Annotated in this window: 21 protein-coding genes and 1 pseudogene; 13 read left to right on the top strand and 9 right to left on the bottom strand. The window is 40.0% G+C overall.

Translation table 11 applies throughout. The features are described from left to right. Positions 1-289: 289 nt before the first annotated feature. Positions 290-1,579 carry an IS30 family transposase gene (locus tag B5E62_RS14115; RefSeq protein ID WP_087175164.1) on the bottom strand — a complete coding sequence of 430 codons (1,290 nt, stop codon included), beginning with the start codon at positions 1,577-1,579 and terminating at the stop codon, positions 290-292. 310 nt (positions 1,580-1,889) lie between these two features. Between B5E62_RS14115 and B5E62_RS16975 the strand changes: the two genes are divergently transcribed. The 3 genes from B5E62_RS16975 to B5E62_RS14105 all read left to right on the top strand — a co-directional run bounded on the left by B5E62_RS16975 (position 1,890) and on the right by B5E62_RS14105 (position 3,254). Further along, a complete protein-coding gene (locus B5E62_RS16975; protein WP_162610319.1) occupies positions 1,890-2,060 on the top strand; it encodes a hypothetical protein in 171 nt (56 codons plus the stop codon). A 91-nt stretch (positions 2,061-2,151) separates the two neighbouring features. Then, on the top strand, positions 2,152-2,790 hold the full coding sequence (locus B5E62_RS14110) for a hypothetical protein (protein ID WP_087175163.1): 639 nt from the start codon (positions 2,152-2,154) through the stop codon (positions 2,788-2,790). 11 nt (positions 2,791-2,801) lie between these two features. Next, positions 2,802-3,254: a hypothetical protein gene (locus B5E62_RS14105; protein ID WP_087175162.1), complete on the top strand. Its 453-nt coding sequence runs from the start codon at positions 2,802-2,804 to the stop codon at positions 3,252-3,254. Positions 3,255-3,506: 252 nt separating this feature from the next. Here B5E62_RS14105 and tnpC read toward each other — a convergent pair whose 3' ends face one another. The 8 genes from tnpC to B5E62_RS14065 all read right to left on the bottom strand — a co-directional run bounded on the left by tnpC (position 3,507) and on the right by B5E62_RS14065 (position 9,942). Beyond that, the gene (gene tnpC, locus B5E62_RS14100; protein ID WP_087175161.1) at positions 3,507-5,129 is read right to left on the bottom strand and encodes an IS66 family transposase; all 1,623 of its coding nucleotides are present in this window, start codon (positions 5,127-5,129) and stop codon (positions 3,507-3,509) included. A gap of 288 nt (positions 5,130-5,417) precedes the next feature. After that, positions 5,418-5,720 carry an IS66 family insertion sequence element accessory protein TnpB gene (gene tnpB, locus B5E62_RS14095; protein WP_087175160.1) on the bottom strand — a complete coding sequence of 101 codons (303 nt, stop codon included), beginning with the start codon at positions 5,718-5,720 and terminating at the stop codon, positions 5,418-5,420. Positions 5,721-5,883: 163 nt separating this feature from the next. Continuing rightward, on the bottom strand, positions 5,884-6,294 hold the full coding sequence (tnpA, locus tag B5E62_RS14090) for an IS66 family insertion sequence element accessory protein TnpA (protein ID WP_242957951.1): 411 nt from the start codon (positions 6,292-6,294) through the stop codon (positions 5,884-5,886). A 142-nt stretch (positions 6,295-6,436) separates the two neighbouring features. Next, positions 6,437-6,850 carry a dUTP diphosphatase gene (locus tag B5E62_RS14085; RefSeq protein WP_087175159.1) on the bottom strand — a complete coding sequence of 138 codons (414 nt, stop codon included), beginning with the start codon at positions 6,848-6,850 and terminating at the stop codon, positions 6,437-6,439. Beyond that, the gene (locus B5E62_RS14080; protein ID WP_242957949.1) at positions 6,847-7,506 is read right to left on the bottom strand and encodes an FAD-dependent thymidylate synthase; all 660 of its coding nucleotides are present in this window, start codon (positions 7,504-7,506) and stop codon (positions 6,847-6,849) included. Before B5E62_RS14080 ends, B5E62_RS14085 begins: the two co-directional genes overlap by 4 nt. Positions 7,507-7,599: 93 nt before the next feature. Beyond that, entirely contained in the window at positions 7,600-7,926 is a 327-nt protein-coding gene (locus B5E62_RS14075; protein WP_087175157.1) for a hypothetical protein, read from the bottom strand. Beyond that, complete coding sequence (locus B5E62_RS14070; protein WP_087175156.1) at positions 7,923-9,578, bottom strand: relaxase/mobilization nuclease domain-containing protein; 1,656 nt, start codon at positions 9,576-9,578, stop codon at positions 7,923-7,925. Before B5E62_RS14070 ends, B5E62_RS14075 begins: the two co-directional genes overlap by 4 nt. After that, positions 9,565-9,942, bottom strand: coding sequence for a plasmid mobilization protein (locus B5E62_RS14065; RefSeq protein ID WP_087175155.1), 378 nt, complete (start codon positions 9,940-9,942; stop codon positions 9,565-9,567). The genes B5E62_RS14070 and B5E62_RS14065 overlap by 14 nt, the downstream gene beginning before the upstream one ends. A gap of 491 nt (positions 9,943-10,433) precedes the next feature. Here B5E62_RS14065 and B5E62_RS14060 point away from each other — a divergent pair, with 491 nt between their 5' ends. From B5E62_RS14060 to B5E62_RS14020, 10 genes and pseudogenes are all read left to right on the top strand, one after another. Next, a complete protein-coding gene (locus tag B5E62_RS14060) occupies positions 10,434-14,543 on the top strand; it encodes an ATP-binding protein (protein ID WP_087175154.1) in 4,110 nt (1,369 codons plus the stop codon). A gap of 412 nt (positions 14,544-14,955) precedes the next feature. Next, positions 14,956-15,165, top strand: coding sequence for a DUF6462 family protein (locus tag B5E62_RS14055; protein ID WP_087175153.1), 210 nt, complete (start codon positions 14,956-14,958; stop codon positions 15,163-15,165). A gap of 100 nt (positions 15,166-15,265) precedes the next feature. After that, positions 15,266-15,436, top strand: a complete 171-nt coding sequence (locus B5E62_RS17085; RefSeq protein WP_164488620.1) for a hypothetical protein — start codon at positions 15,266-15,268, stop codon at positions 15,434-15,436. Between the two features lie 40 nt (positions 15,437-15,476). Next, entirely contained in the window at positions 15,477-16,712 is a 1,236-nt protein-coding gene (locus B5E62_RS14050; RefSeq protein WP_087175152.1) for a site-specific integrase, read from the top strand. A gap of 269 nt (positions 16,713-16,981) precedes the next feature. Then, positions 16,982-17,356, top strand: a pseudogene (locus B5E62_RS14045) (lysine--tRNA ligase); the annotation flags it as partial. Positions 17,357-17,559: 203 nt separating this feature from the next. Then, positions 17,560-17,892 (top strand): HIRAN domain-containing protein, encoded by a 333-nt coding sequence (locus B5E62_RS14040; protein ID WP_087175150.1) that lies wholly within the window; start codon positions 17,560-17,562, stop codon positions 17,890-17,892. A 148-nt stretch (positions 17,893-18,040) separates the two neighbouring features. Further along, entirely contained in the window at positions 18,041-19,639 is a 1,599-nt protein-coding gene (locus B5E62_RS14035) for a type I restriction-modification system subunit M (RefSeq protein ID WP_087175149.1), read from the top strand. Positions 19,640-19,644: 5 nt separating this feature from the next. Beyond that, positions 19,645-20,847 (top strand): restriction endonuclease subunit S, encoded by a 1,203-nt coding sequence (locus B5E62_RS14030; protein WP_087175148.1) that lies wholly within the window; start codon positions 19,645-19,647, stop codon positions 20,845-20,847. A gap of 128 nt (positions 20,848-20,975) precedes the next feature. Then, positions 20,976-21,194, top strand: a complete 219-nt coding sequence (locus B5E62_RS14025) for a DUF3791 domain-containing protein (protein ID WP_087175147.1) — start codon at positions 20,976-20,978, stop codon at positions 21,192-21,194. After that, positions 21,191-21,694, top strand: a complete 504-nt coding sequence (locus B5E62_RS14020; protein WP_087175146.1) for a DUF3990 domain-containing protein — start codon at positions 21,191-21,193, stop codon at positions 21,692-21,694. Before B5E62_RS14025 ends, B5E62_RS14020 begins: the two co-directional genes overlap by 4 nt.

The raw sequence follows: 21,694 nt of genomic DNA, 5'->3' as shown, positions 1-21,694 counted from the left end.
ACTGAAGTGAAAAGTTTATTTCCACTTTGAAAAACGGGAAAAGAAAAGTGGCAATTACTCTTACAAAAATGAGTGATTGCTGCTTTTTCTGTTTTATTAAGTAGGAATAAGTGTTACACTAAATGAAGCAAACAACAGGTTGCTTGGAAAAGAAAGGGATTTTTGGACATGACAAAAAAGCGGACTTTAGTCGGTATTTTTTAGGGTGTAGGACTAAATTCCACTTGCTGTGGATGGTATTTACTTTCTTTGACAGCCGCCTGTTGTTTTTTTGATTAGGTAGTTTTCCTTACTTGCTTCTCTGCTTGAGCAAGTATGGCTTTAAAATGATCTGATCCTTTTCAATCGGATGGATGCCGAAAGCCAGCAGTTTTTCATACAGATCCTGATACATAAATTCTGTCAGTTCCAACGGACTTTTATTGCCAAGCAACTCGCAAGGGGAGGAGTTGATGTGGCTGAGGACTAAATTCAGATCGGACTGGCCGGTCAGCCCGAGTTCCCTCAGATCCGTTCCTTTTGGAAGGATGTAACGGAGTTCTATATGTTTATTCTCCAGTGTTCCTTTTTGCCCAGACTGCATAGGATCGCAGTAAAATACCCTTGTCCGTCTTGTGCTGTCGGAGGATGTCTCCATGGCTTCGGCGGCAGAAAACTCCGTTCCGCGATCGGTCAACAGGACATGGACATATTTGCGGAACAGCTCCGCGCCAAGAATGGATTCCAGTATGTCAATGCCTTCTTTCATGGAAGCGGAGGTTTTCTCGTCACGGTATAAAGCGAGAAGAATACCGGCCCTCACAAATTTAAATGTCTGAAGGAAAGGCCCGCTTGTCTCGTCATTGTAGACCGTGTCCATTTGGGTGACAAAGACCTCGGGATGCTCGGAGAGATAGGATTGATACTCTTTGTAGGTCCTGCCTTCAAGATACTTTCTGTCGACGCGTTTTTTATAAGTTTTTGCCTTTTTCTTCGGCAGCTTGCGTGATACCTGACGCCGCAGATCCAGGACGGTGATGCCGGCGATATCGTGGAAAACATCATTTTCGATATAGTTGTAAAGCGTTTTTTCTGAAATCCCGAGCTCCGGATGGTTAGTAACGATCTGATAGGGGGAGTGCCCCTGTTTGAGGAGCGGAGCGATAACAGAGGCCATCTGTTTTGCCTCCTGTACTGTAAGATTAACACCTTCCCGGGAGTCGACCAGAGTGGTGCGGTAATCCATATGTGCCTCCTCCGGACGGTACTGGTATTTATCAAAACGGCAGCGGGACCAGTTGGAGCAGCCGTTGCAGGCGCCAGGGGAGCGGTCGCGTCTTGAGCAGCGGAAAGGAAAGTAGTCGGGGCAGTCAGGAGTACACTGGCGGCCATAAACACACTTTTTATAATGATTGCACTCCAGGGGCATCTTACACTTGTGGGTAAGAGTTCTGTGAAGCTTGATCTCTTTGCCAACAGTAGACTTATCCTTGCCGATGGTCTGGGCGATGGCGGTTTTTGTGGAGCCGTTCGTAATGCCGGCGAGAATGATCCGCCGTTCCTCTAAAGTCAAATGAGAAAAGGAGTTTTGAGTTTTCATAATAGACACCAGCCTTTCCGGCGACTGCCTAACATGAAAAGTGTAAGACTAAATGCCGCATTTGTGGAAGTGGAAATGAGTGAAAGACTAAAATCCACTTTGCCCCCATCAAAGTGGAAATAAACTTTTCACTTCAGCGAAAAGATAAAGTTTGTGTTGCCATCCAAAAATATTTTGACAAATGGGATATTTTACTTTATACTAAATAAAGTGTAAAAGGATAGTTTATTGATTATGCTGAAGGGGTATGGCGTCGGAGCATTGCAGAGTTTTAAAGTAGTGCGTTGGTACGACATAAGAGGAAAAGAAAATGATAAAAGATTTGGTTAATATTACCCTAGAAGAAATAAAGGAAAGTTCAGCTAATAGTATAAAAAGCGACAATTCTGTGGTAATGTATTTGCAGAATACGGGGAGCAAGGAGCATAAGTGGAATTCTACTGATATTAATGTTTGGATTCATGAAGATATAGACGATTAATTTTTGGTCTATTAAGAAACGGATAATATTATTGATGATGCCTAATCTTAATTTTAAGATTAGGCATTGTTTACAAAAGGAGTTATTTGCTATGTACATAGTATTTAAAAAAATTGATGACTGGTTTAATAAAGATCCAGATTTAAAGCGGAAGTTTCAACAAACTTATAAGACTATATATTGTGCAGCAAAAGAATATGCAGTTTACATGAATGATGTGGCCAAAGAAAAAACAGAGAAAACGGTTAAGATTGAAATAAGTGAATTATTATTAAGGCAATCATTGATTGATGCATTTGACGATTTGTTGCGCTTGACTAATTATCACCCAACAAAAGAACCCAATCCGATTAAAGAAATGTCCTATATTGTCTATTGGTTGGTTAGACATAAGCCTATTCGGTTAGTTTCAGAAGATATTGTTTTGGAGTCGAAACTCTCAGATATGGCGAGAACTCGGTTTTTGTTTATTAATGAAGAGTTTGGCGTTAAATTATTGATGAACTCTGCGTTTGTAGGGAAAAAAGAAAAAACTGTGTGTTCGCATATTCATGCTGAAGCAGAAAAACAGTTGAAATATTTTAAACGATTTTTATTGTATTACTTGGTGTATCGGATTGATTCTCCCAAAGCATTGGAAGCTATGGTATTAGGGTGCACGATTCATCCGATATGGGAAGTCGACCCTATAATATGGAGCGACCCTAAAAATCCGGAGCAGGAATTTTGAGAGAGGATAATATGCAGATAGGTAAATGGAAAATTACAATTAAAGATTTTGTTTGGTGTACAATTTGCTTAATAATAATGTTGAGTTTTTTGGTGGGAATCCTTTTAGTTAATGATTCGGGTGCAGCAGCAGTTGTGTCTGGTGCATCTACGGCAATATCGATTGTATTAAGTGTTGTTGCAATTTTATATACTATGATTGAAGGGGCTAATAGTTCTAGACTTAATGAGGGTTCTATTAATAAACTAAATAGTATTGATGCACGGTTAGAAGAAGTAACGCAAAAAGTAGCAGAATTGAAGAGCCTTGATAGCAAAATAAAATATGTAGTGCCCAAATTGGATGTGGCAGTTCAGAAGATAGAAGAATCTTCAAAAGAGAATACAGAGATTGTTTTTGATGATGATGTTAAAAAGGCTATACAAGATTTGCAGATATATTTGAAAGAAGATATTGACGAATGAAAGTAAGCGGTATACTGTGCGTGATAAGGTGATTTTACAGCGCTGACGGGCTAATTTTATTATAAATTAAACAATAAGTTACCCTTTTTGCAAATTCCGGTCAATTGGTGCGCCCATTCCAGAATCAACGGTGCATCTATTCTGAAATAGCGGTGCGCTGATTCCATTTTAAACGGTGGGCTTTCTTTTATAATGTACACGGTAAATCATAAGTACCAGCGTATTTTTTGACCGCCGTTCCCGGCGGCCGGTTTACACATTTGTTGTTTTTGTTTTGCTCCGGCAGATTTCCGGCAGCTGCCCAGACCAGGGAAGCAGATCTTCCATAAAACGGTAATCCGTATCTTCCTGGTGGTCCTTCATCACTGTCAGGACGTATTCCAGATAGCGGAAAGGATTCAGGTTATTCGCCTTCGCCGTTTCTGTGATGCTGTAGACGATCGCACTGGATTTCGCGCCGTCGATACTGTCGATCAGCTTCCATGCATGCTTGTGCAGGCAGAAACTGCGCAGCGCACCTTCCGTTGCGTTGTTATCAAGCGGGATTTCACCGTCATCCAGGAATACTTTTAATGCTTCTTCCTGGTTGATACAGTAGTTGATCCCTTCCAGGGTTTTACCTTTGATCAGACGGCCGGATTCCCTGATCTCTTTTGCCCACGCAAAGAAAGCCTCCACCAGAGGTTTGAGGTTGATCTGCCGCTGTTTCCTGCGATCGTCCAGTTTCAGATCAGCAAGCTGATTGTCCAGATGATAGATCGCGCTGATCCGTTTGATGGCTTCATAGGCGACCGTATCTTTGGCTGCCTCATACTCCTTTTTCGGCAGTGCTTTCAGGGCATCCGCGAAATATCTTCTCGCATGGGTCCAGCACCCTGCAAAGACAATGGATTCGGTTTCCCGGTCCAGCTTCCGGTAGGCGGAGTATCCGTCGCAGACAACGACACCGGTGAACCCTTTCAGGAATTCCCGCGGATGGTCTGCTTTCCGGGTCTTCTGGTATTCATACAGGATGATTGGGGTATCTCCATATCCCTTTCCCGTCCGATAGACCCACATGTAACTCTTACTGTTCGCCGGACGCCCATCCTTCGATACTTTGACCGGAGTCTCATCGGCCTGCAGCACATGGAAGCGGTACATCCTGTTATGAAGGTAATCATAAAGGGGCCCCAGATACCGGTCGGCACACTGGATCACCCAGTTGGCCATTACCTGCCGGGAGATATGGATGTCATTGCGCAGGAATTCCTGGCTGATCCGATATAAGGGAAGTCCGTTGACATACTTGGCATTCAGGATGCTTGCCGCCAGGGAGGGAGTCAGGATGCTGTTTCGGAGCAGTTCCCTCGGACGGTCTGCTTTCACGATCGTCTGATTGTCCTTTCCGGCATACACGGCCACATGGTGCTCTTCGACTGTGTAAACTGCCGGCTGTACCCGGACTCTTTTATAGACTTCATCCGGAAGCTGCTTCCAGCCAGCTGCGCCGAAGATCTCCTGCAGCTTTTCTTCCGGAAGGGTATGGGGAATGACTTCCACGGGAAGATCCTTAAGATCTTCCTCGCGTTTCCCTTTTTTCTTCCGGCGCGTGACCTGGATCACATCCTCTTCTGCGGGTTCAACGACATAAAGTGTCTCGGTCAGGGCTTCCGCTTCATTAAAGATGAGCTCCAGTTCCAACTGCCCGGCGATCACATCCAGCTTTTCGGAAGAGCGCCCATAACGGTGATTGTTTGCAGATGCGATCTGTTCGATCAGGCGTTCCATGTTTGTATTCAGCCTGGCCAGCTGATCCTGCATGGACAGGATCACTGCCACGAGTGTTTCCCTGCTGAAACTGTTCAGTTCTTCCGGTGAGTAGATTTTCGTCATGTTCGGCGCTCCTTTGTTTTGCTGGGACTATTGTACCGCAAACCAAAAGAAAAAGCGAACCCGATGGAAAATGAGTCCGTCATTCTCACCAAAGGATAAACACTCTGAAAAGCCGAAAAAACTACTGGTTTTTTCAGTTTTTCAGAGTACTTATCCACACAGCAGTCAATCGCTGTGAAGTACTCTTAATTGAATGAATGGCATGAGACCCGGATGTGAATAACTCCCACTGTATCTGCGTTGGCGAACTGGAAAAGATTTTTAAATTTCTCCGTTTTGCACAACGTATCAAAGGAGATCGCCGGGCTGCACTTCCTGGATCGGGTGTCTGGATACAATCTCCAGTCCTTGCATCAGCGCCCGGTATTGTTCCGGCGTGATCTCCAATGCCTCTTCTTTTGTACGGGGCCAGCTGAAGCCGCCAAGCTCCAGCCTTTTGTAAAGAAGAAGGAATCCGTCTCCTTCCCATACAAGTCCTTTGATGCGGTCACTGCGCCTTCCGCAGAACAGGAAGAGGATATCCTTTTCGTATGGGTCCAGCTGGAAGTTGAATTTCACAATGGATGCCAGCCCGTCAATGCCGCGCCGCAGATCGGTGTTATTCCAGTTCTGACATAATACCGATTATCCGAGAAGAATTATTGAGAATACCGCTATTGACTATGATAACCGGAATCTTCTCGAATAATAATTCTTCTCGGATAATCGGTATAGCCGCAGACAATGTAGATCTTCTCAAGTCCGGAGATGTCACCTAACATGAGAACTCCTGAAGCAGGTGGAATGTCCTGGCGAGCAGGACAGGATCTGCATCATTGCTGATGCGGACCGTGATGTTCTTCATAGCAACTTCAATCGTATGCGAATTGTCAAGGTACGGGTTCTGCATCTGTGATGCTGTATGCTGCTCCGGAATGTGATCTGGAACAATGTCAATGGGGACCACGTCCTGTTTCGGGCGGGGAACCTCAAGATGACCATAATTCGCTGCTGGGATTTGATCCGCTGCCACTTTCCGGCAGCGGCTGACCCAGTTGTAAAAGGTGCTTACTGCAATGTCGTTTTCACGGCACCAGTCAGCATCTGTCATGCCGCTCTGGCGGCATTCATTGATAAGCCGTATCTGTTCCGCCATCGGAACACGGGCTTTGCGAGTACCTGCCATAACCTATCCTCCATAATTGTAGTGAAATAGTCTAAATATCTATCGACTACAATTATAGGCAAAACTTGAGGATCAGGAAATCCGCAGGAATATTTGGCGCTTACAAGAAATATAGTCCTCCTTGCTCTTATTAGAGCTATTTCTATTCTCCAGTGCTTCCAAAGGCATTAGTGTCTCTCTGTTCGCCTAGTTCAAATACAAAATCTGCGATAATTACTGGAAAGATAATCAATTGTCCAATGCGTGTACTTTTTTTAAGATTTTGTTGTTGATTGCTAACGTTACTGATAATCGCATGGATTTCGCCCCGGTATCCGGAATCGATTGGTGGCAGTTCACATACCAGACCATTTACGGCCAGGCTACTCCGGGGAAATACAAATCCGGCAAAACCGTCTGGGATTTCTACGCCGAACCCCAAAGGAACTTTGATGATATCTCCAGGATTTAAGGTACAATCAAAGGGCATATACACATCTGCGCCGGCGTCATTTTCATGTAGACGGAGTGGACATCGCTCTTTTGTGACTCCAAAGCTATGCATTCTTATTTTCATAAATCTATGCCTCCTGAAAGATTGGGATAGTCCAATAAACTGATTTCTGCCGGTTTCAATGATTTGGAAATCGGAACTCCACAACTCAATTTGCCTTCCAGGCATTTTTCCCTCTGACAGAAGGGTCCTGTCTGTTCCGGAAGAAAAAGAGTCGGGCTGAGATTATATAAATCCTGCCAGATATTCAGAATCACAATCCTCATTTCGTCTGTATTTCGCCGGCAGGATCTCTGGCCGATTATGTGTTTCCACTCAAATGGAGTTGCGCTGATGATCAGTATATTCCGGAGACCTTGTGGGGTTACATACCCGGCAGAGTCATGACTGATACCAGCTTTGCAAAGCTGTTCGTAGCAATCCATATCGGAAAGGCAGCTTCTCTCATACAATTTCTGGATTGCCGGAGGTGCAGTAAGAATTTCGTATGGTTTTACAAATCCGGCTTCACCGGAGTAGTTGCTGTACTGCAGGGAAGCACTTGTAAATTTCACCTCATTCTGATGTCGGGTAATCTGGGAAAGAAATCTCCGGCTTGCGCCGACCACTGCCACTGTGATCACGGTAAATTTCTGGATAGTCGGGTGCGGAAGGCTTCCCATATTTCTTACTGTATCATTAGTAAAAGAACGGTTGTACAGCCGGACAAGATCTTCCATATTGTGGATCAGATGCCCTCGTTGTGTCAGCCGAGCGGTGAATACCATATTTTTTCTGCTTCACGGATGGCGGAACAGTTCAGGATTTTTGTTTCAATTTTGTTCATAAGCATCTTCCTCCCGAATGATTGCAGCCAATAAAAAAAGATAGTTCAGGCTGTCGGTAATCTTTTCATCCCATAATTCTTTTTTGAAGGTTTCATTTTTGGCGTAGCACATATCATATAAAGATACAATGTGTTTCGCCATCATACCCACCAGGGCTCTCTGAGGTGTACATCCCTGCAGGGATGCGGCGACCTTAAAAGCCGAAAGACGATCCTGATTGTCGCCGGTATATTCTTTCCTTTTATTTCGTAGAGTTTCTTCGCATTTCATTACCTGATCAGCAAAGAGTAATTTAAATTCTGATTGAGTCATAAAATTTCTTCATTCCTTTCTTTTTGTGATTTATGATGAGTTGTCAAGTGTTCCGGTAGCTGTTCCGTTTCCATAGCACGCCGTGTAAGAATGGCGTCTGTGTTGTATGAAACAGTATCCAGTTCTTTGCAGTAGTCTTTAAGATCCTGAAGAGTCAGCTCCTGACTGCTGATCATTTCCTGTAGTTCTTTCTTCCGGAATTTTAATGATTTTAGAGAAAGCATTTTTCCGCCAGGATAGAAATCTTTCAGCCAGTCTCTTGACTCCTCATAGGCTGTTATTTCAGAAGCATGTTCGCTTCGATATTTCTTTTTACGCTTAGATTTCAAGAACTCTGCATATGCAGCTTTTGAAGCAAAATACTGTCCTGTGTAATGGATCTGAGCATTTAATGTTTTCATCTCTGCATTGAGGTCACTTAACCTTTTTTGAGCATCATCCAGTTTCTTATGTGCCTCTGAAGTGGCGCCAGTAAGATTTTCTCTGGTATCATAGCCATGCTCCTGAATATAGATCAGGGTATTTGCCATCTGCTGCAGATTGGTGATTTTGACTTTTCGGGCATAGGCTTCACTCTGCATGGCTTTAACATTTGTCTGAAGATTAACAACCAGACGCAGTTTTGTGCCATAACAGAAAATGGCAGTCGGATCTTTGTGATAATCCGTTTCTGGTGAATGCTCCGCAGACATTCCTTTCTCCGTTTGTAGTCCTTTTCCATTCTGGATAAAAATCTTCTCCAGATATTCTCGCCCGTATTTCGTTCCCAGAGCTTTTTCCGTAATTCTCCGGTCACGGTCAGGATGAAGATACCGGTATCGCTTTCTCTGTGAAATGACGGAGATGTTATAATTCTCCAGAAGAAGACTCTGGAGCTCCTCAAAAGTTCTTGCACAACGGGAACATTCTTTAATGGCATCTCGGAGAAAATCTTTCTGTGTCTGGAATGTTGTAGCTGCTGGCCGAAGACCTTCCTGCACAATTTTCTTATTGATTCGATCCAGTTTTTTCTGACCATGTGCTTTAGCCCGGAATTCAGCCTCTGTTACTTTCTCCGGAGCGGGCGAGAGAAGATCGATTTGATGAAGCCCCTCCCGTTTACACATTTCCATGATTTCTTTTTTCAGATGGTTCAGAAATCGATTTGTGGACCGGTGTTTATATCCGGACTTTTCTTCATTTGGCTTATCCATATAACTCTGTCTTTTCACAGCATACTTACGAACGCTGTTAATGACGATATGCGTATGGATGTTGCCGGATTGGTTGCCACCGTCTGTATGGGTGACAACCAATGCCTGATAACCTGGAAAATTTTTTCGGGCAAATTCCAGACAAAGCTCCTGCGCCCGTTTCCCGGTAAGTCCACATTCTGCTGCGTCTGTCGGATCAAAGCTGATGATATAATGATGACTTTTAATATCTTCCTTCTTTTGATTTTTATTGAATTTCTTATTTGTCATTCGACATTCCTTGTCGAATGAAAGGGGCGAACAATTTAACCCGTCCATATAGAATTCTTCTCGAAGAAGTTTATTACCATATTCATCCGGGATTGGTTTTCCGGTTTCTTCATCATGCTGATACAGCAGATAATTCAGAGCATCAGAATAATTTGCGTTTCTGCTCTTGATGTGTTTAAGGATCGCCATCTACTTCACCTGCCAACTTTAATACTTCTTTCCTGAGTTTAAACAATTCGGAAATACAGTGGCGGATTTCTTCTTCCATCGCCAGTGATCTTTCTCCTCCGGTGTTAAAATACCGGGCAATCTGATTGAGGTTGGAACCGATCTTTCCATATTCTCCTAAAAGTTCTCTCAGAATTTTCATATCTGCAACAACTTCATAGTGGACATGAATTTCTTTTTCCAGAAACAATTTTCGTAAATACTCAGATCTGGACAACCCTGCCGTGGCAGCGTGCTGATTTAGGATCTCAAGTTCGATATCTGTAACCTTCATGCAGACAATGTTCTTGTAGCGATTTTTTTCTGGTTTTTTCTTACGTGGCATACTCCTCCCTTCCCTTCAATTATGTTTTTTCCACGGAGTGGAACCACTGAAACAGGTCAGCTGTCCCTTCTGACCTTATTCAGTGATGCGCCCACATTTTGTGGAAGCCAGATGACATCAAAGGATGTCTAAATCGAGGGTATGGGGAAATCGAAATCCCCATCAAGATCGAGACCCGGCAGGAATGGCAAAATCCATAAAATGGATTTCGGTATTACCCGGGTGGATCTTGCTCTTTGAAATTTCAAACCCTCTCACTTATCACAAACAAATGCCTAGATAATACAAGTTCAAGTAAAAAAATTATTTTCTGTATTATGGGGGAAATAGTGATAGCATGAATTTGATATAAGTTGTGTTTGTCAACTTCGAGGTATATAATAAATGGAACGGTTCTATTGCAACTTATAAAGTTTGAGTATGTTATGATTCAATTATGAAGATAGCAGAAATCACCAATGTGATGGATAATAAATGGAGGATTAAATATAATGCTTGGAACAAACCAATATGATTTGACTTGGGAACATTTTGCAGATCTTCATGCTGACAAAGAGATAGCATTTGAAAATCTATGCAGATCATTATTTAAAAGGGAATTGTGTGTAGAAAATGCCATTCTTCATTCTGATCCAAACCATCCTGGAGTAGAAGTCGCTCCTGTTTTATCAAGAGATGGTAAAGACTATATTAGTTTTCAAGCAAAATATTTTGATAATACAATTGGTTCTAGCGGATACAAACAAATAAAAAAGTCTGCGGAACAAGCGATAAAACATTATAAAGGTGAATTAAATATAATTTATTTATATTGTAATATAGATGTTACAGAAACAAGCACATCTTATACCGGGATTAAAAAAACATTAAAGGATGCGGGAATAGATATTATTTTAATTACCGGACAAACAATTTTAGATTGTGTGATAGAATATCCAACAGTCTTATCGTGTTATTTTGGACTTGATATTTTAGATGCCAGTTGGTTTCAAAGAAATCTTCAAATTAGCCTTGATAATCTGGGAAGAAGGTATAACTCGCTTTTTAATGTAAATACTGAAGCACAGAGGGATTTGTCAATTTTTTTAAGAGAAGATAAAGGTATTGAAGCCATTAATGAAAAGAAAAAGGATCTGTTGGCAGAAATAAAGAATATCAGATGGAGATGTGATAGTGAATATAGGAAAACTATAAATGCTTTGTCTAGTATAGTAAAGGGTATGCCAGATATTACAGCTGAGACCATTTATGATGCACTAAAGTGGGAAGATGATTTTCGAAAATACGGACAAACTATTTTTAATAATCTTCAAGTAAAGCGAGACGAAATTTACGCAAAAATAGAGGACTGTGATAAAAGGGATTCGGCTTATGAAAAACTATTAAATACTGCTTTTATTGTGGATCACTTAATTGGATTGCCAACTTATCTTGGCCTTTCGGAAAAAGAACGGGAATATATTACTGACAGAGTGATTTTGGTTACTGGAGAAATGGGAACTGGAAAGTCTCAACTACTGGCAATATCTACTAAAAAAATACTTGAAAATGCTCGTCCTGCTATTCTGCTTTTGGGGCAGACGTATACTTCGGATGAACATATCGAAACACAGATCATGAATGGGCTTGATGGATTGAGCTCAGGACAATCTTTTGAGTCTTTATTAGCAGTGATAGATGAAAAAGCATATTCAGCAGAGGGAGATGCTGTAATATTTATTGATGCAATAAATGAAAGTAGGAATCGTGAAATATGGAAAAACGGAATCAATGGGTTAATTGCCAAAATAGAGAAATTCCAAAATATACGGCTTGTTATTTCTTTGAGAACAGGATTTGAAGAATTAACATTAAGTGAGAAAGTACTTTCGGACCGAAAAAATGGGCAAATTGCGGAAACAGTTCACCATGGCCTGAATGATGATTCTCCGAACGGTATATATGAGTTTTTGTCAAATTGTGGAATACCATTTTCACCAGAGTATTATCTTCAAAATGAGATGACAAATCCCTTGTTTCTTACGTGGTTTGGTCAAACTTATACAGGTGAAGAACAGGGATTAACGGATCTTATAGGAAGAGTTATAAATCAAGCAGATATAGAAGCCTCAAAAGAAGCTGGGTTTGGTGAAGCAGTTGGGGGACTTAGAGAACTACTTTATAATCTGATTGATATAGAGAAAGACAAACCGATTACTAAGTCTGTGTTATTGAATTCACCTATGTGGACTATGTATGGTGTGACAAATAAGACGGCATACATTAAAGCTATTGAGCGTGCTGGTGTTTTGGCTTCTTATGTAAGAAATCAGGAGGAGATTTTTTATATTGGATACAATCTGCTTGAAGATTATCTAAAGGCAAGTAGTGTTATTGACCGTGAACAAGATAAGGGAAAAATCAGAGAATACTGTAAATTACAATTATTAGCAATTGATGAAGAAGGAAATGTAGGCAATTATGGAAATGAATCTATATTTGCAATGATTTCATCTTTATATGCGATGAAATATGATGAAGAATGTATAGATATAATTGATTGCGTTACAGATGAATGGGATAAAGATCGATTGGTAGATCAATACGTTGGAGCATTCACTTGGAGAAGTTCTTGTGTTAAATTAGATAACTTTTTGGAATTGATAAATAAGTATCATGTGTCTCCTAAACGGGTGTGGAATATATTTATTGAAAATGCAACCAAAGAGAATAGTGAATTGAATGCGATGGGATTGACTAAACTTTTGAATAAGTATGAACTTAATTACCGTGACTATTTATGGACCATCGAAATCAATGATCTAAGTGAAAAGGATCGTATTGTAAGTTTGGCATATTTCATAGAAGAAGGCAATAAATTTGAGGGGTTATCAGAAAACAGAGCATTTCTATTGCTGATACTTTTTTCATGGATGCTTTCATCTTCTAATCGCACTTTGAGAGATAGGCTCTCAAAGGCAATGGTGGAGATAATGAAATCTCACTTTGGGTTATGCAAAAGATTGCTTGAGATTTTCAAATCGGTCAATGATCCATATATTGTTCAGCGAATATATGGAACTGTATTTGGTGCGGTTGTAAAAAGAATCGCAGATTATAGGACGGAATTTACTGAATTGGTGGGATGGATTTATAACGAAATTTTTGATCAGACATATGTGTATCCGGATATCTTGTTAAGAGATTATGCACGGTTAATAATAGAACGTTTTTTGTGGGAATACCCGGAAGATGAGAAACAATTTGATATTTCAAAAATCAAACCACCATATAAATCTGTATCTGTTCCAAAGGTTGAGGAAGTAGATTATAGTGATAAACAGTTTGAACAACCTGGAGTTTGGATGGTGCTGTTTTCTATGAAATTTAATCTTCCTGTGAAGGGGGTAGGAATGTATGGAGACTTTGGCAGGTATACTTTCCAATCAGCAGTTAATCATTTCAAGGGAGTAGATATAGCAAACATTTATTATTATGCGTTAAGTTTTATTTTCGAAAGTTTGGGTTATTGTTCTAAATATTTTGGGGAGTATGATTCGCATAGGGCGGGATTTGACAGGCATCATGTTAAGAAAATAGAAAGAATTGGTAAAAAATATCAGTGGATAGCGATGTATAATATTCTGGCTCGGTTATCTGATGAATATATGTTAAAGGGTCTGGATTGGAATGACGAGACAGGTTACTTTTATAATGGACCGTGGGAACCATATGTGAGAGATTTTGATCCTACCTTAAATATTAGAATAAAACCTGTAAAATGTATGCTTAAAATAGAATTACCTGAGTATGATGCTGAGAGTTTTTTGCCTTTCGGAGCATCTGACTCAGATGTTGAAGAATGGATAATTTCCGAGGATAAAATGTTTCAGGATTTTCCAGAACGGTTGATACACAAAGATGAATCTGGAACAGAGTGGGTTTCTTTGTATTTTTATCAGGAGAACAAGTTGCAACCACCAAATGAAGAAATATCTGTTATAGGATTTCCAATTGGAGAACAACATATCTGGGCGAGTGCTTCAATGTATATTGTTGCTGATGAAATGGAAAAGCTTACAGAAGAAGAACTGATAGATTCAGGATTTATTCAAAGCCGATCTTCTTATACAAGAGACTGTTATTCTTTATTTAGTCGAGAATATGCTTGGAGCTCTGGTTATAAAGCAGAGTTTGCCGTTCCAGAAGAGGATGACAATAGAGCAACTATAAAAGCAATTCCTGCATCAGTCAATATTTTGTGGGAGGAAGAATTTGATGCTTCGCAGGAAGAGACAACATCATTTATGATTCCAGCAGGATCCATCATTCAAGAAATGAAACTTTATGAAAAATCAGTGGATGGTATATATTATTATGACGGAGAAATTGCAGCTTGTGATTTAAAAGTTCTGGGTAATGAAAAGAGTGAACTTGTTATTCGAAGAGATATTCTAAATCAATATATGGTGAAGAAAAAGGTTAAGCTGTTCTGGTGTATAGAAGGTGAAAAGCAATATTTTTTAGGAGGGCATAATCAGAAATGGCAGAGAAGAGAAGGCTATTTTCTTTATGAAAGTAATGAGATTAATGGACACATGCGTATTGTAGATAATATTTAAAATGGAAACTAATAAAAAGAGATACTTTCCATTCTCTATTAATATGAGTGAAGACTTTGGCTTGTCGAAATTGTATATGATGCTTTTAGAACAAAGCCATACAGTCAGCAATGCAATGATAACAAGTCTTCTAGATCATGGTATGTCGAAATGTTGAATTAGGTTGTCGAATTTATGAAAGGTGATATTTTATACTCCCTTCAGAAAGAAAATACTCTCCATATGCTCAGAATAGTATTCTGTTCAAAATTTGTTGAAAAAGAAAACTTCTTCTTTATATAAATAACATATTTTTGTGATAAGTATATTAAGTACATTTATTTCTAAAGAACTTGTAAAAGAAGCCTCTTTCTTATGGAAAAGTGAAGGGAAATGTATTCCTTATCTAATTTATAGAAAGGGGCTTTTTATTATGGGTTTCGCCAGAAAAGATGTTGAAGCAACGAAGCGCTGCGAAAAGAAGTTTGTGAGATATCAGGAAGGCGCTGAAAAATACAGTCTTGGATTGACAAAATTCCAGGCATTAGCAAAAGAGGCTAAGGCGACATATAAAATTGATAAAGTTGTCTTAGTGAACTGTGAGATCTTTGAAAAGTATCTTGAAACATTTAGAGAATATTGATTATTTACAGTACGAAAAAGGACTCAGATAAGATTGCTGCCTGTTGACATTTTGTCATACAATAAGTATAATGTGAATCATAGGAGGTATGAATGCAGCTATGACTAAGATGGGAAGACCAAAATCTGAAAACACAAAGAAGAAAGTCTTGAGTATTCGTGTGTCTGACCAGTTATATTCGCAGCTGCTTGCATACGCCGAAAAACATAATATGACCACTACAGATGTTGTTTTACGTGGAGTGGAGGCTTTTATCTCTAAGCAGGAATAATCAGTGAGTCCTTCTTTCATATCGGGAGGAGGAAAACAACATGGCAAAGACAAGAAAAGATCTGCGGGGGAGGTCGTTAAGAAAAGGAGAGGTGCAGAGAGCGTCGGATAAGCGGTATATGTATACTTATACGGATCCGCTTGGTAGACGGAAATTTATTTACGCAAATGATCTTACACAATTAAGAGAAAAGGAAGAAAAACTGTTAAAAGATCAGTTGGACGGTCTGGATATATATGTTGCCGGAAAGGCTACTCTGAATGAAACCTTTGATCGTTATATCTCTACTAAATACAATTTGAGAGAGTCTACAAGAAGTTCTTATTTATATACTTATGATCACTATGTGAGGAATACTTTTGGACTGAAAAGAATTGCAGAGATAAAATATTCTGATGTTTTGCAGTTTTACTATCATCTTCTTAATCAGCAGGGTATTTCATTAGGAACGCTTGATTCAGTACATTGTCTGCTTCACCCTACATTTCAGCTGGCTGTAAGAGATGAGATTATCAGAAAAAATCCTACTGATGGTGTAATGAAGGAAATAAGCAGAGAATCAGGGAAAAACAGAGGCGTCAGGCATGCTTTGACCATTGAACAGCAGCGATGTTTTATGGAGTATATTGCTAACCATCCGATTTATTATCACTGGTGGCCTATGTTTACGATTTTATTGGGAACAGGCTGCAGGATCGGAGAAGCGCTTGGATTACGATGGCAGGATCTTGACTTTAAAAAGCGAGTAATCAGTATTAACCACAGCTTAGTATATTATCCGGCGAATGGAAGTAATAAATGTGTTTTAAGGGTTTCACTTCCGAAAACAGATGCCGGCATCAGAACTATACCGATGCTGGATATCGTAAAAGACGCTTTTGAAATGCTCTATGAAGAACAAAAGGAAAACGGATTCAATGAGACAGAGATTGATGGAATGACGGGTTTTATTTTCTGTAACCGGTTTGGTTCAGTGCCAAATCCGCAGACAGTCAATCACACAATAAAACGTATTGCCAACAACTATAATGCTGACGAAGTGGTTCGGGCAAAAAAAGAACACAGGGATCCTATTATTCTACCTAATTTTTCATGCCATCATTTGCGGCATACTTTTTGTACCAGACTTTGCGAAAACGAAACAAATTTAAAAGTTATCCAGTCAATTATGGGTCATAAGAATATTGAGACTACATTGGACATCTACGCTGAAGCAACAGAAAAGAAGAAACAAGAATCATTCGAGAATTTGGCAGCCAAATTAGATATCTTTTGAGAAGGGCTCACAAATTCGAGAATGACAACAAAATTTTTGAATGACAGCAAAATGACAACAAAATGAATTGAATAATGAATGATAACGAAGGATTATGAATAATATCTTTATCTAGTCGCATGCCGGAATAAGGGATAATAAGTGATCACGAAGAGATCATAAAATATTTCCCCACCATGAAGAGTCAGGGCGCCGCAAAGAACGCGGCAAACAACGAGGCTCAGTCCGTTGCGCCGGCACAGACAGCGGCGGTATCCGCTCCTGCTCTTGACCTGTCCAGGGTGAAGATAGAGCCCCTGTTTGAAGATATGGTGGACTTCGAGACGTTCAGCCGGTCCGACTTCCGCGCCGTGAAGATCGAGGCCTGCGAGGCGGTCCCCAAGAGCAAGAAGCTCCTGAAGTTCACCCTGAACGACGGATCAGACAGAAAACGCACGATCCTGAGCGGTATCCACGAGTACTATGAGCCCGAAGAGCTGGTTGGAAAGACAGCGATCGCCATTACAAACCTTCCGCCGAGGAAGATGATGGGCATCGATTCCGAGGGCATGCTGATCAGCGCCGTGTATGAGTATGACGGACACGAAGGCCTGAACCTGCTGATGGTAGATGACCAGATTCCGGCAGGAGCAAAGCTGTACTAAATCTTTAAATAGAGCAAACAAGGACACTTTTCTAAGAGAAATTTTAGAGGGTGTCCTTTTTCTATTTATGTGGCGGGAAAATGGCAGTGGGATCGAACCGGAGTGAACCAGGGAATAAGATGGCATTTTTATCGTACACCTGACCCTCTAATCTGTAGCTATAAGAAACAAAAAAGGTTAGATAGCGATAAGAGGAGGAAACAATGGCAAAGATTTATTTTACATTGACAGGAACGAAGCACTATTTCGGAGATGATTTTTTAAGGAGGGGGATGCGGATTGAGTTAGAGAAGGAACCGGATAATAAATATGACCGGGAAGCGATCATGGTAAAGGCGGAAGGCCTTGGAAAGATCGGTTATGTGGCAAACAGTATTTATACCGTGCTGGGGGAGTCTGTGAGCGCCGGACGTCTGTATGATAAGATTGGCGACAGGGCGGCCGCTAAAGTTGTTCTGGTAACTTCAAACGGTATCCTCTGCAAGGTGTGCAAAAAGAGCCTGGCGCAGAAGATTAAGGATTCAGAAGAAGAGTAATAGACAGAGCCTGGAGAGTGTTTGTCTTTCCGGGCTCCGTTACGCATCTGGAGAAGGTATAAGCGTTCTATAAATACCTTTGGAATGATAGTAGATGATTTATATGGTATAATAAGCTAAATGGATTAAAAACTGGAGGAAAAGAAAAATGGCAGAACTGGAAAACAGCAAAGACCTGATAAGTGTGTTATGGAGCGGTGCGGATATTCTCCGATCTAAAATGGATGCGAATGAATATAAAGATTATTTGTTGGGGATTGTTTTCTATAAATACCTGTCAGATTCCTTTTTGATCAGAGTATATGATCTGCTGAATGATGATAAGCCGGAAAATCTGAAAGATGCTCTGGAAGCGTATAAGGAAGCGCTTGCAGATGAAAGTGCTGAGGAATTAAAGGAGCAGATAAAATTAGAGTGTCATTATGTAATTGAGCCGGAACTTACATATACTTTTTTTGCAGAGATGGCAAAAAATAATTCTTTTAATCGTGAGCAGTTACAAAAGGCTTTTAATAATATAGAACAAAGTGATCCCTTATTTGCAGATCTGTTTACTGATATTGATCTGTATTCTAACCGTCTGGGAGCGGGAGATCAGAAGCAGAGTGACACAATTTCAAGTTTGATCAAGGAAATTGACAAAGCGGATTTATTGAACACAGATGCAGATGTGCTGGGAAACGCTTATGAATATCTGATTGGACAATTTGCTTCTGAAACGGGGAAAAAGGCTGGAGAATTTTATACACCGCAGGCTGTGTCAAAAATTTTGACAAGAATTGCAATCTCCGGGCAGGAGAAAAGGAGAGGATTGTCTGTATATGATCCCTGTATGGGTTCTGGGTCTCTTCTGCTGAATGCTAAAAAATACGCTTCAGAACCAGAGTATATCAGATACTACGGGCAGGAACTGATGACATCCACTTATAATCTGGCAAGAATGAATATGTTCCTGCACGGGATTGCTCCGGAAAATCAAAAACTCCGCAATGGTGACACGTTGGATGAAGACTGGCCTACCGGAGAGGAGACAGATTTTAACATGGTGCTTATGAATCCGCCGTACTCTGCAAAATGGAGTGCGGCAGCAGGCTTTCTGCAGGATGAAAGATTCAGCGACTATGGAGTGCTGGCACCTAAGTCAAAAGCGGATTATGCATTTTTATTGCATGGATTGTATCATTTAAAGAGCAATGGAACTATGGCGATTGTATTGCCTCATGGAGTCCTTTTCCGCGGAGCGGCAGAAGGGAAAATACGGGAAAAACTGCTTCGGGCAGGTAATATCTATGCAGTCATAGGACTGCCGGCGAATTTATTTTATAATACATCGATTCCTACATGTATCATTGTGTTAAAGAAACATAGAGATGGAAGAGATGTACTGTTTATAGACGCCTCGAAGAAGTTTGAAAAAGGTAAAAGACAAAATGCGATGACAGATGAGCACATAGATGCCGTTATTGACCTCTATAAGAATAGAGAGACTGTAGACAAAGAATCTTTTCTTGCCAGTTTTGAAGATATTGAAAAGAATGATTTTAATCTCAATATACCGCGATATGTTGATAATTTCGAGAAGGAAGAAGAAGTTGATCTAAACGCACTTTTAATGGATATGAGAAAGACGGATGAAGAACTTGAAAATGTACAGCAGGATTTTGTGTCACTTCTCAAAGAATTAACTTCATCGGATGAAAACATCATGGCATCGCTAAATGACTTGATTGGAAGGATCGAGAGGTAAACAATATGGGAAAACCAAAGATCAGATTTAAAGGGTTTACAGATGATTGGGAACAGCGTAAGTTGGGGGATGTTGCAGATATTGTTGGAGGAGGAACACCAAGCACTGGTAGAAATGAGTTCTGGGATGGTGATATAGATTGGTATGCACCGGCAGAAATTGCAGATCAGATTTTTGTAGATTCAAGTGAAAGAAAAATTACAGAAGAAGGACTTGATAATAGTTCAGCAAAAATGTTGCCAATAGGAACAGTTTTATTTACTTCACGTGCTGGAATCGGTAAAATGGCGATTTTACGGAAGGAAGCGTGCACTAATCAAGGTTTTCAATCTATTGTTCCATATCGAGATAAACTTGATTCATACTTTATTTTTTCACGAGCATATGAATTGAAAAGGTATGGAGAAACTGTTGGAGCGGGGTCGACATTTGTGGAGGTATCGGGCAAACAAATGTCCGATATGAGATTAATGATGCCAAAATCTATTGAAGAACAAAAGGCTATTGGCAGATATTTTGAAAAACTCGATCACCTCATCACCCTTCACCAGCGAAAGTGTGATGAAGTAAAAACATTGAAAAAATATATGCTTCAAAAAATGTTTCCTCAAAATGGGATGAATGTTCCAGAAATAAGATTTTCTGGTTTTACTGACGTTTGGGAACAGCGTAAGTTGGGGGAACTTGCTGTTTTTAATCCCAAAGAGGAACTACCTGATGAGTTTGAATATGTTGATCTTGAATCGGTAGTTGGTACAGAGATGTTGTCTCATAGGACTGAAAATAAAGCAACTGCACCGTCCAGAGCACAGAGGTTAGCTCATACAGGAGATTTATTTTATCAAACAGTTAGACCTTATCAAAAGAATAATTATCTCTTTGAAATGCCTGATAAACACTATGTTTTTTCAACTGGATATGCTCAGTTACGCCCATTTATAGATGGTTACTTTTTGCTTAGTCTTGTTCAAAACGGGAAATTTATTAAAATGGTTTTGGATAACTGTACAGGAACAAGCTATCCTGCAATTAACGCAAACGACTTGGCAAAAATAGCGGTATTCTCTCCGAAGAATGAACACGAACATCAGCAAATCGGGGCATATTTCCGCCAACTTGACAACCTCATCACCCTTCACCAACGAAAGTGTAATGAATTAAGAAAAATGAAGAAATTTATGCTTCAGAATATGTTCCCTAAAGATTGAAAAGAGGAAAATGTATTTATAGCATTTCAAGATTGAGAGAGAATGATGATTCACATCAGTAATCGAGTGAAAAGGATAAATTCTGAAACCATTTCAAGTAAATGGGGCTTATCAAGAGGAGGTTTTGAATGAGCGAACAAAAGAAAAAGATTGGTTTTACGGTTGCTTGTGTAAATGAATTTGCCCGGAAATATAATCTGAGTGTGCAGGAAGCATTCCGATATCTTTTCCACTTTAAAGGGATTGACTTTATTAAAGAAAACTATGATGTGGAACATACATTGGATTTTGAAACTATATTGGAAGATTTGGGAATGATGTGCCGTAGAAATGGAGGTATGCTATGAGATTATATCATGGAAGCAATATAGTAATAGACAGTATTAATTTAGCGATGTGTAGGCCATATAAGGATTTTGGACAGGGGGGTTATTTGACAGATCTCGAAGAACAGGCAGAAAAGATGGCTACAAGAGTATCTAAAATTTACGGCGGATTTCCAGTCGTGAATATTTATGAAATAGATGACGATTTTAGAGAATTGCCGGATTTAAGAATAAAAGATTTTGGCGTACATACGACGGAAGAATGGGCAAAATTTATAATGAATAATCGGAATAGAACATTTACAGATGAAAAAAGTCTTCTGTGCAATAGAGATAATAAATACGATATCGTAATAGGCCCTGTTGCTGATGATAATATGGCATTATTATTCCGACAATATGAAAATGAAATCATTGATTTTTCCACACTGCTGAAAGGAATGATATATAGAAAAACATCTTCGCAATATTCTTTTCATACAGAAAAAAGTATTAAACTTTTACGGAAGGTGGTCGATTAA

This window comes from Lachnoclostridium sp. An118, from assembly GCF_002160985.1.
Taxonomy (GTDB): domain Bacteria; phylum Bacillota; class Clostridia; order Lachnospirales; family Lachnospiraceae; genus Claveliimonas; species Claveliimonas stercoravium.
The sequence above is the reverse complement of the archived record's forward strand: the minus strand, read 5'-3'. Positions and strand labels throughout refer to the sequence as shown.

Bases quoted from the DNA above. Each gene is read 5' to 3' on its own strand.
- B5E62_RS14110 (WP_087175163.1), top strand. From the start codon at position 2,152: ATGTACATAGTATTTAAAAAAATTGATGACTGGTTTAATAAAGATCCA.
- B5E62_RS14070 (WP_087175156.1), bottom strand. From the start codon at position 9,578: ATGGCGATCCTTAAACACATCAAGAGCAGAAACGCAAATTATTCTGAT.
- B5E62_RS14065 (WP_087175155.1), bottom strand. From the start codon at position 9,942: ATGCCACGTAAGAAAAAACCAGAAAAAAATCGCTACAAGAACATTGTC.
- B5E62_RS16975 (WP_162610319.1), top strand. From the start codon at position 1,890: ATGATAAAAGATTTGGTTAATATTACCCTAGAAGAAATAAAGGAAAGT.
- B5E62_RS14115 (WP_087175164.1), bottom strand. From the start codon at position 1,579: ATGAAAACTCAAAACTCCTTTTCTCATTTGACTTTAGAGGAACGGCGG.
- B5E62_RS14025 (WP_087175147.1), top strand. From the start codon at position 20,976: ATGAGCGAACAAAAGAAAAAGATTGGTTTTACGGTTGCTTGTGTAAAT.
- B5E62_RS14020 (WP_087175146.1), top strand. From the start codon at position 21,191: ATGAGATTATATCATGGAAGCAATATAGTAATAGACAGTATTAATTTA.
- B5E62_RS14040 (WP_087175150.1), top strand. From the start codon at position 17,560: ATGGCAAAGATTTATTTTACATTGACAGGAACGAAGCACTATTTCGGA.
- B5E62_RS14060 (WP_087175154.1), top strand. From the start codon at position 10,434: ATGCTTGGAACAAACCAATATGATTTGACTTGGGAACATTTTGCAGAT.
- B5E62_RS14080 (WP_242957949.1), bottom strand. From the start codon at position 7,506: ATGGAAGATCTTGTCCGGCTGTACAACCGTTCTTTTACTAATGATACA.
- tnpC (WP_087175161.1), bottom strand. From the start codon at position 5,129: ATGACGAAAATCTACTCACCGGAAGAACTGAACAGTTTCAGCAGGGAA.
- B5E62_RS14085 (WP_087175159.1), bottom strand. From the start codon at position 6,850: ATGAAAATAAGAATGCATAGCTTTGGAGTCACAAAAGAGCGATGTCCA.
- tnpA (WP_242957951.1), bottom strand. From the start codon at position 6,294: ATGGCAGGTACTCGCAAAGCCCGTGTTCCGATGGCGGAACAGATACGG.
- B5E62_RS14050 (WP_087175152.1), top strand. From the start codon at position 15,477: ATGGCAAAGACAAGAAAAGATCTGCGGGGGAGGTCGTTAAGAAAAGGA.
- B5E62_RS14105 (WP_087175162.1), top strand. From the start codon at position 2,802: ATGCAGATAGGTAAATGGAAAATTACAATTAAAGATTTTGTTTGGTGT.
- B5E62_RS14075 (WP_087175157.1), bottom strand. From the start codon at position 7,926: ATGACTCAATCAGAATTTAAATTACTCTTTGCTGATCAGGTAATGAAA.
- B5E62_RS14055 (WP_087175153.1), top strand. From the start codon at position 14,956: ATGGGTTTCGCCAGAAAAGATGTTGAAGCAACGAAGCGCTGCGAAAAG.
- B5E62_RS17085 (WP_164488620.1), top strand. From the start codon at position 15,266: ATGACTAAGATGGGAAGACCAAAATCTGAAAACACAAAGAAGAAAGTC.
- B5E62_RS14030 (WP_087175148.1), top strand. From the start codon at position 19,645: ATGGGAAAACCAAAGATCAGATTTAAAGGGTTTACAGATGATTGGGAA.
- B5E62_RS14035 (WP_087175149.1), top strand. From the start codon at position 18,041: ATGGCAGAACTGGAAAACAGCAAAGACCTGATAAGTGTGTTATGGAGC.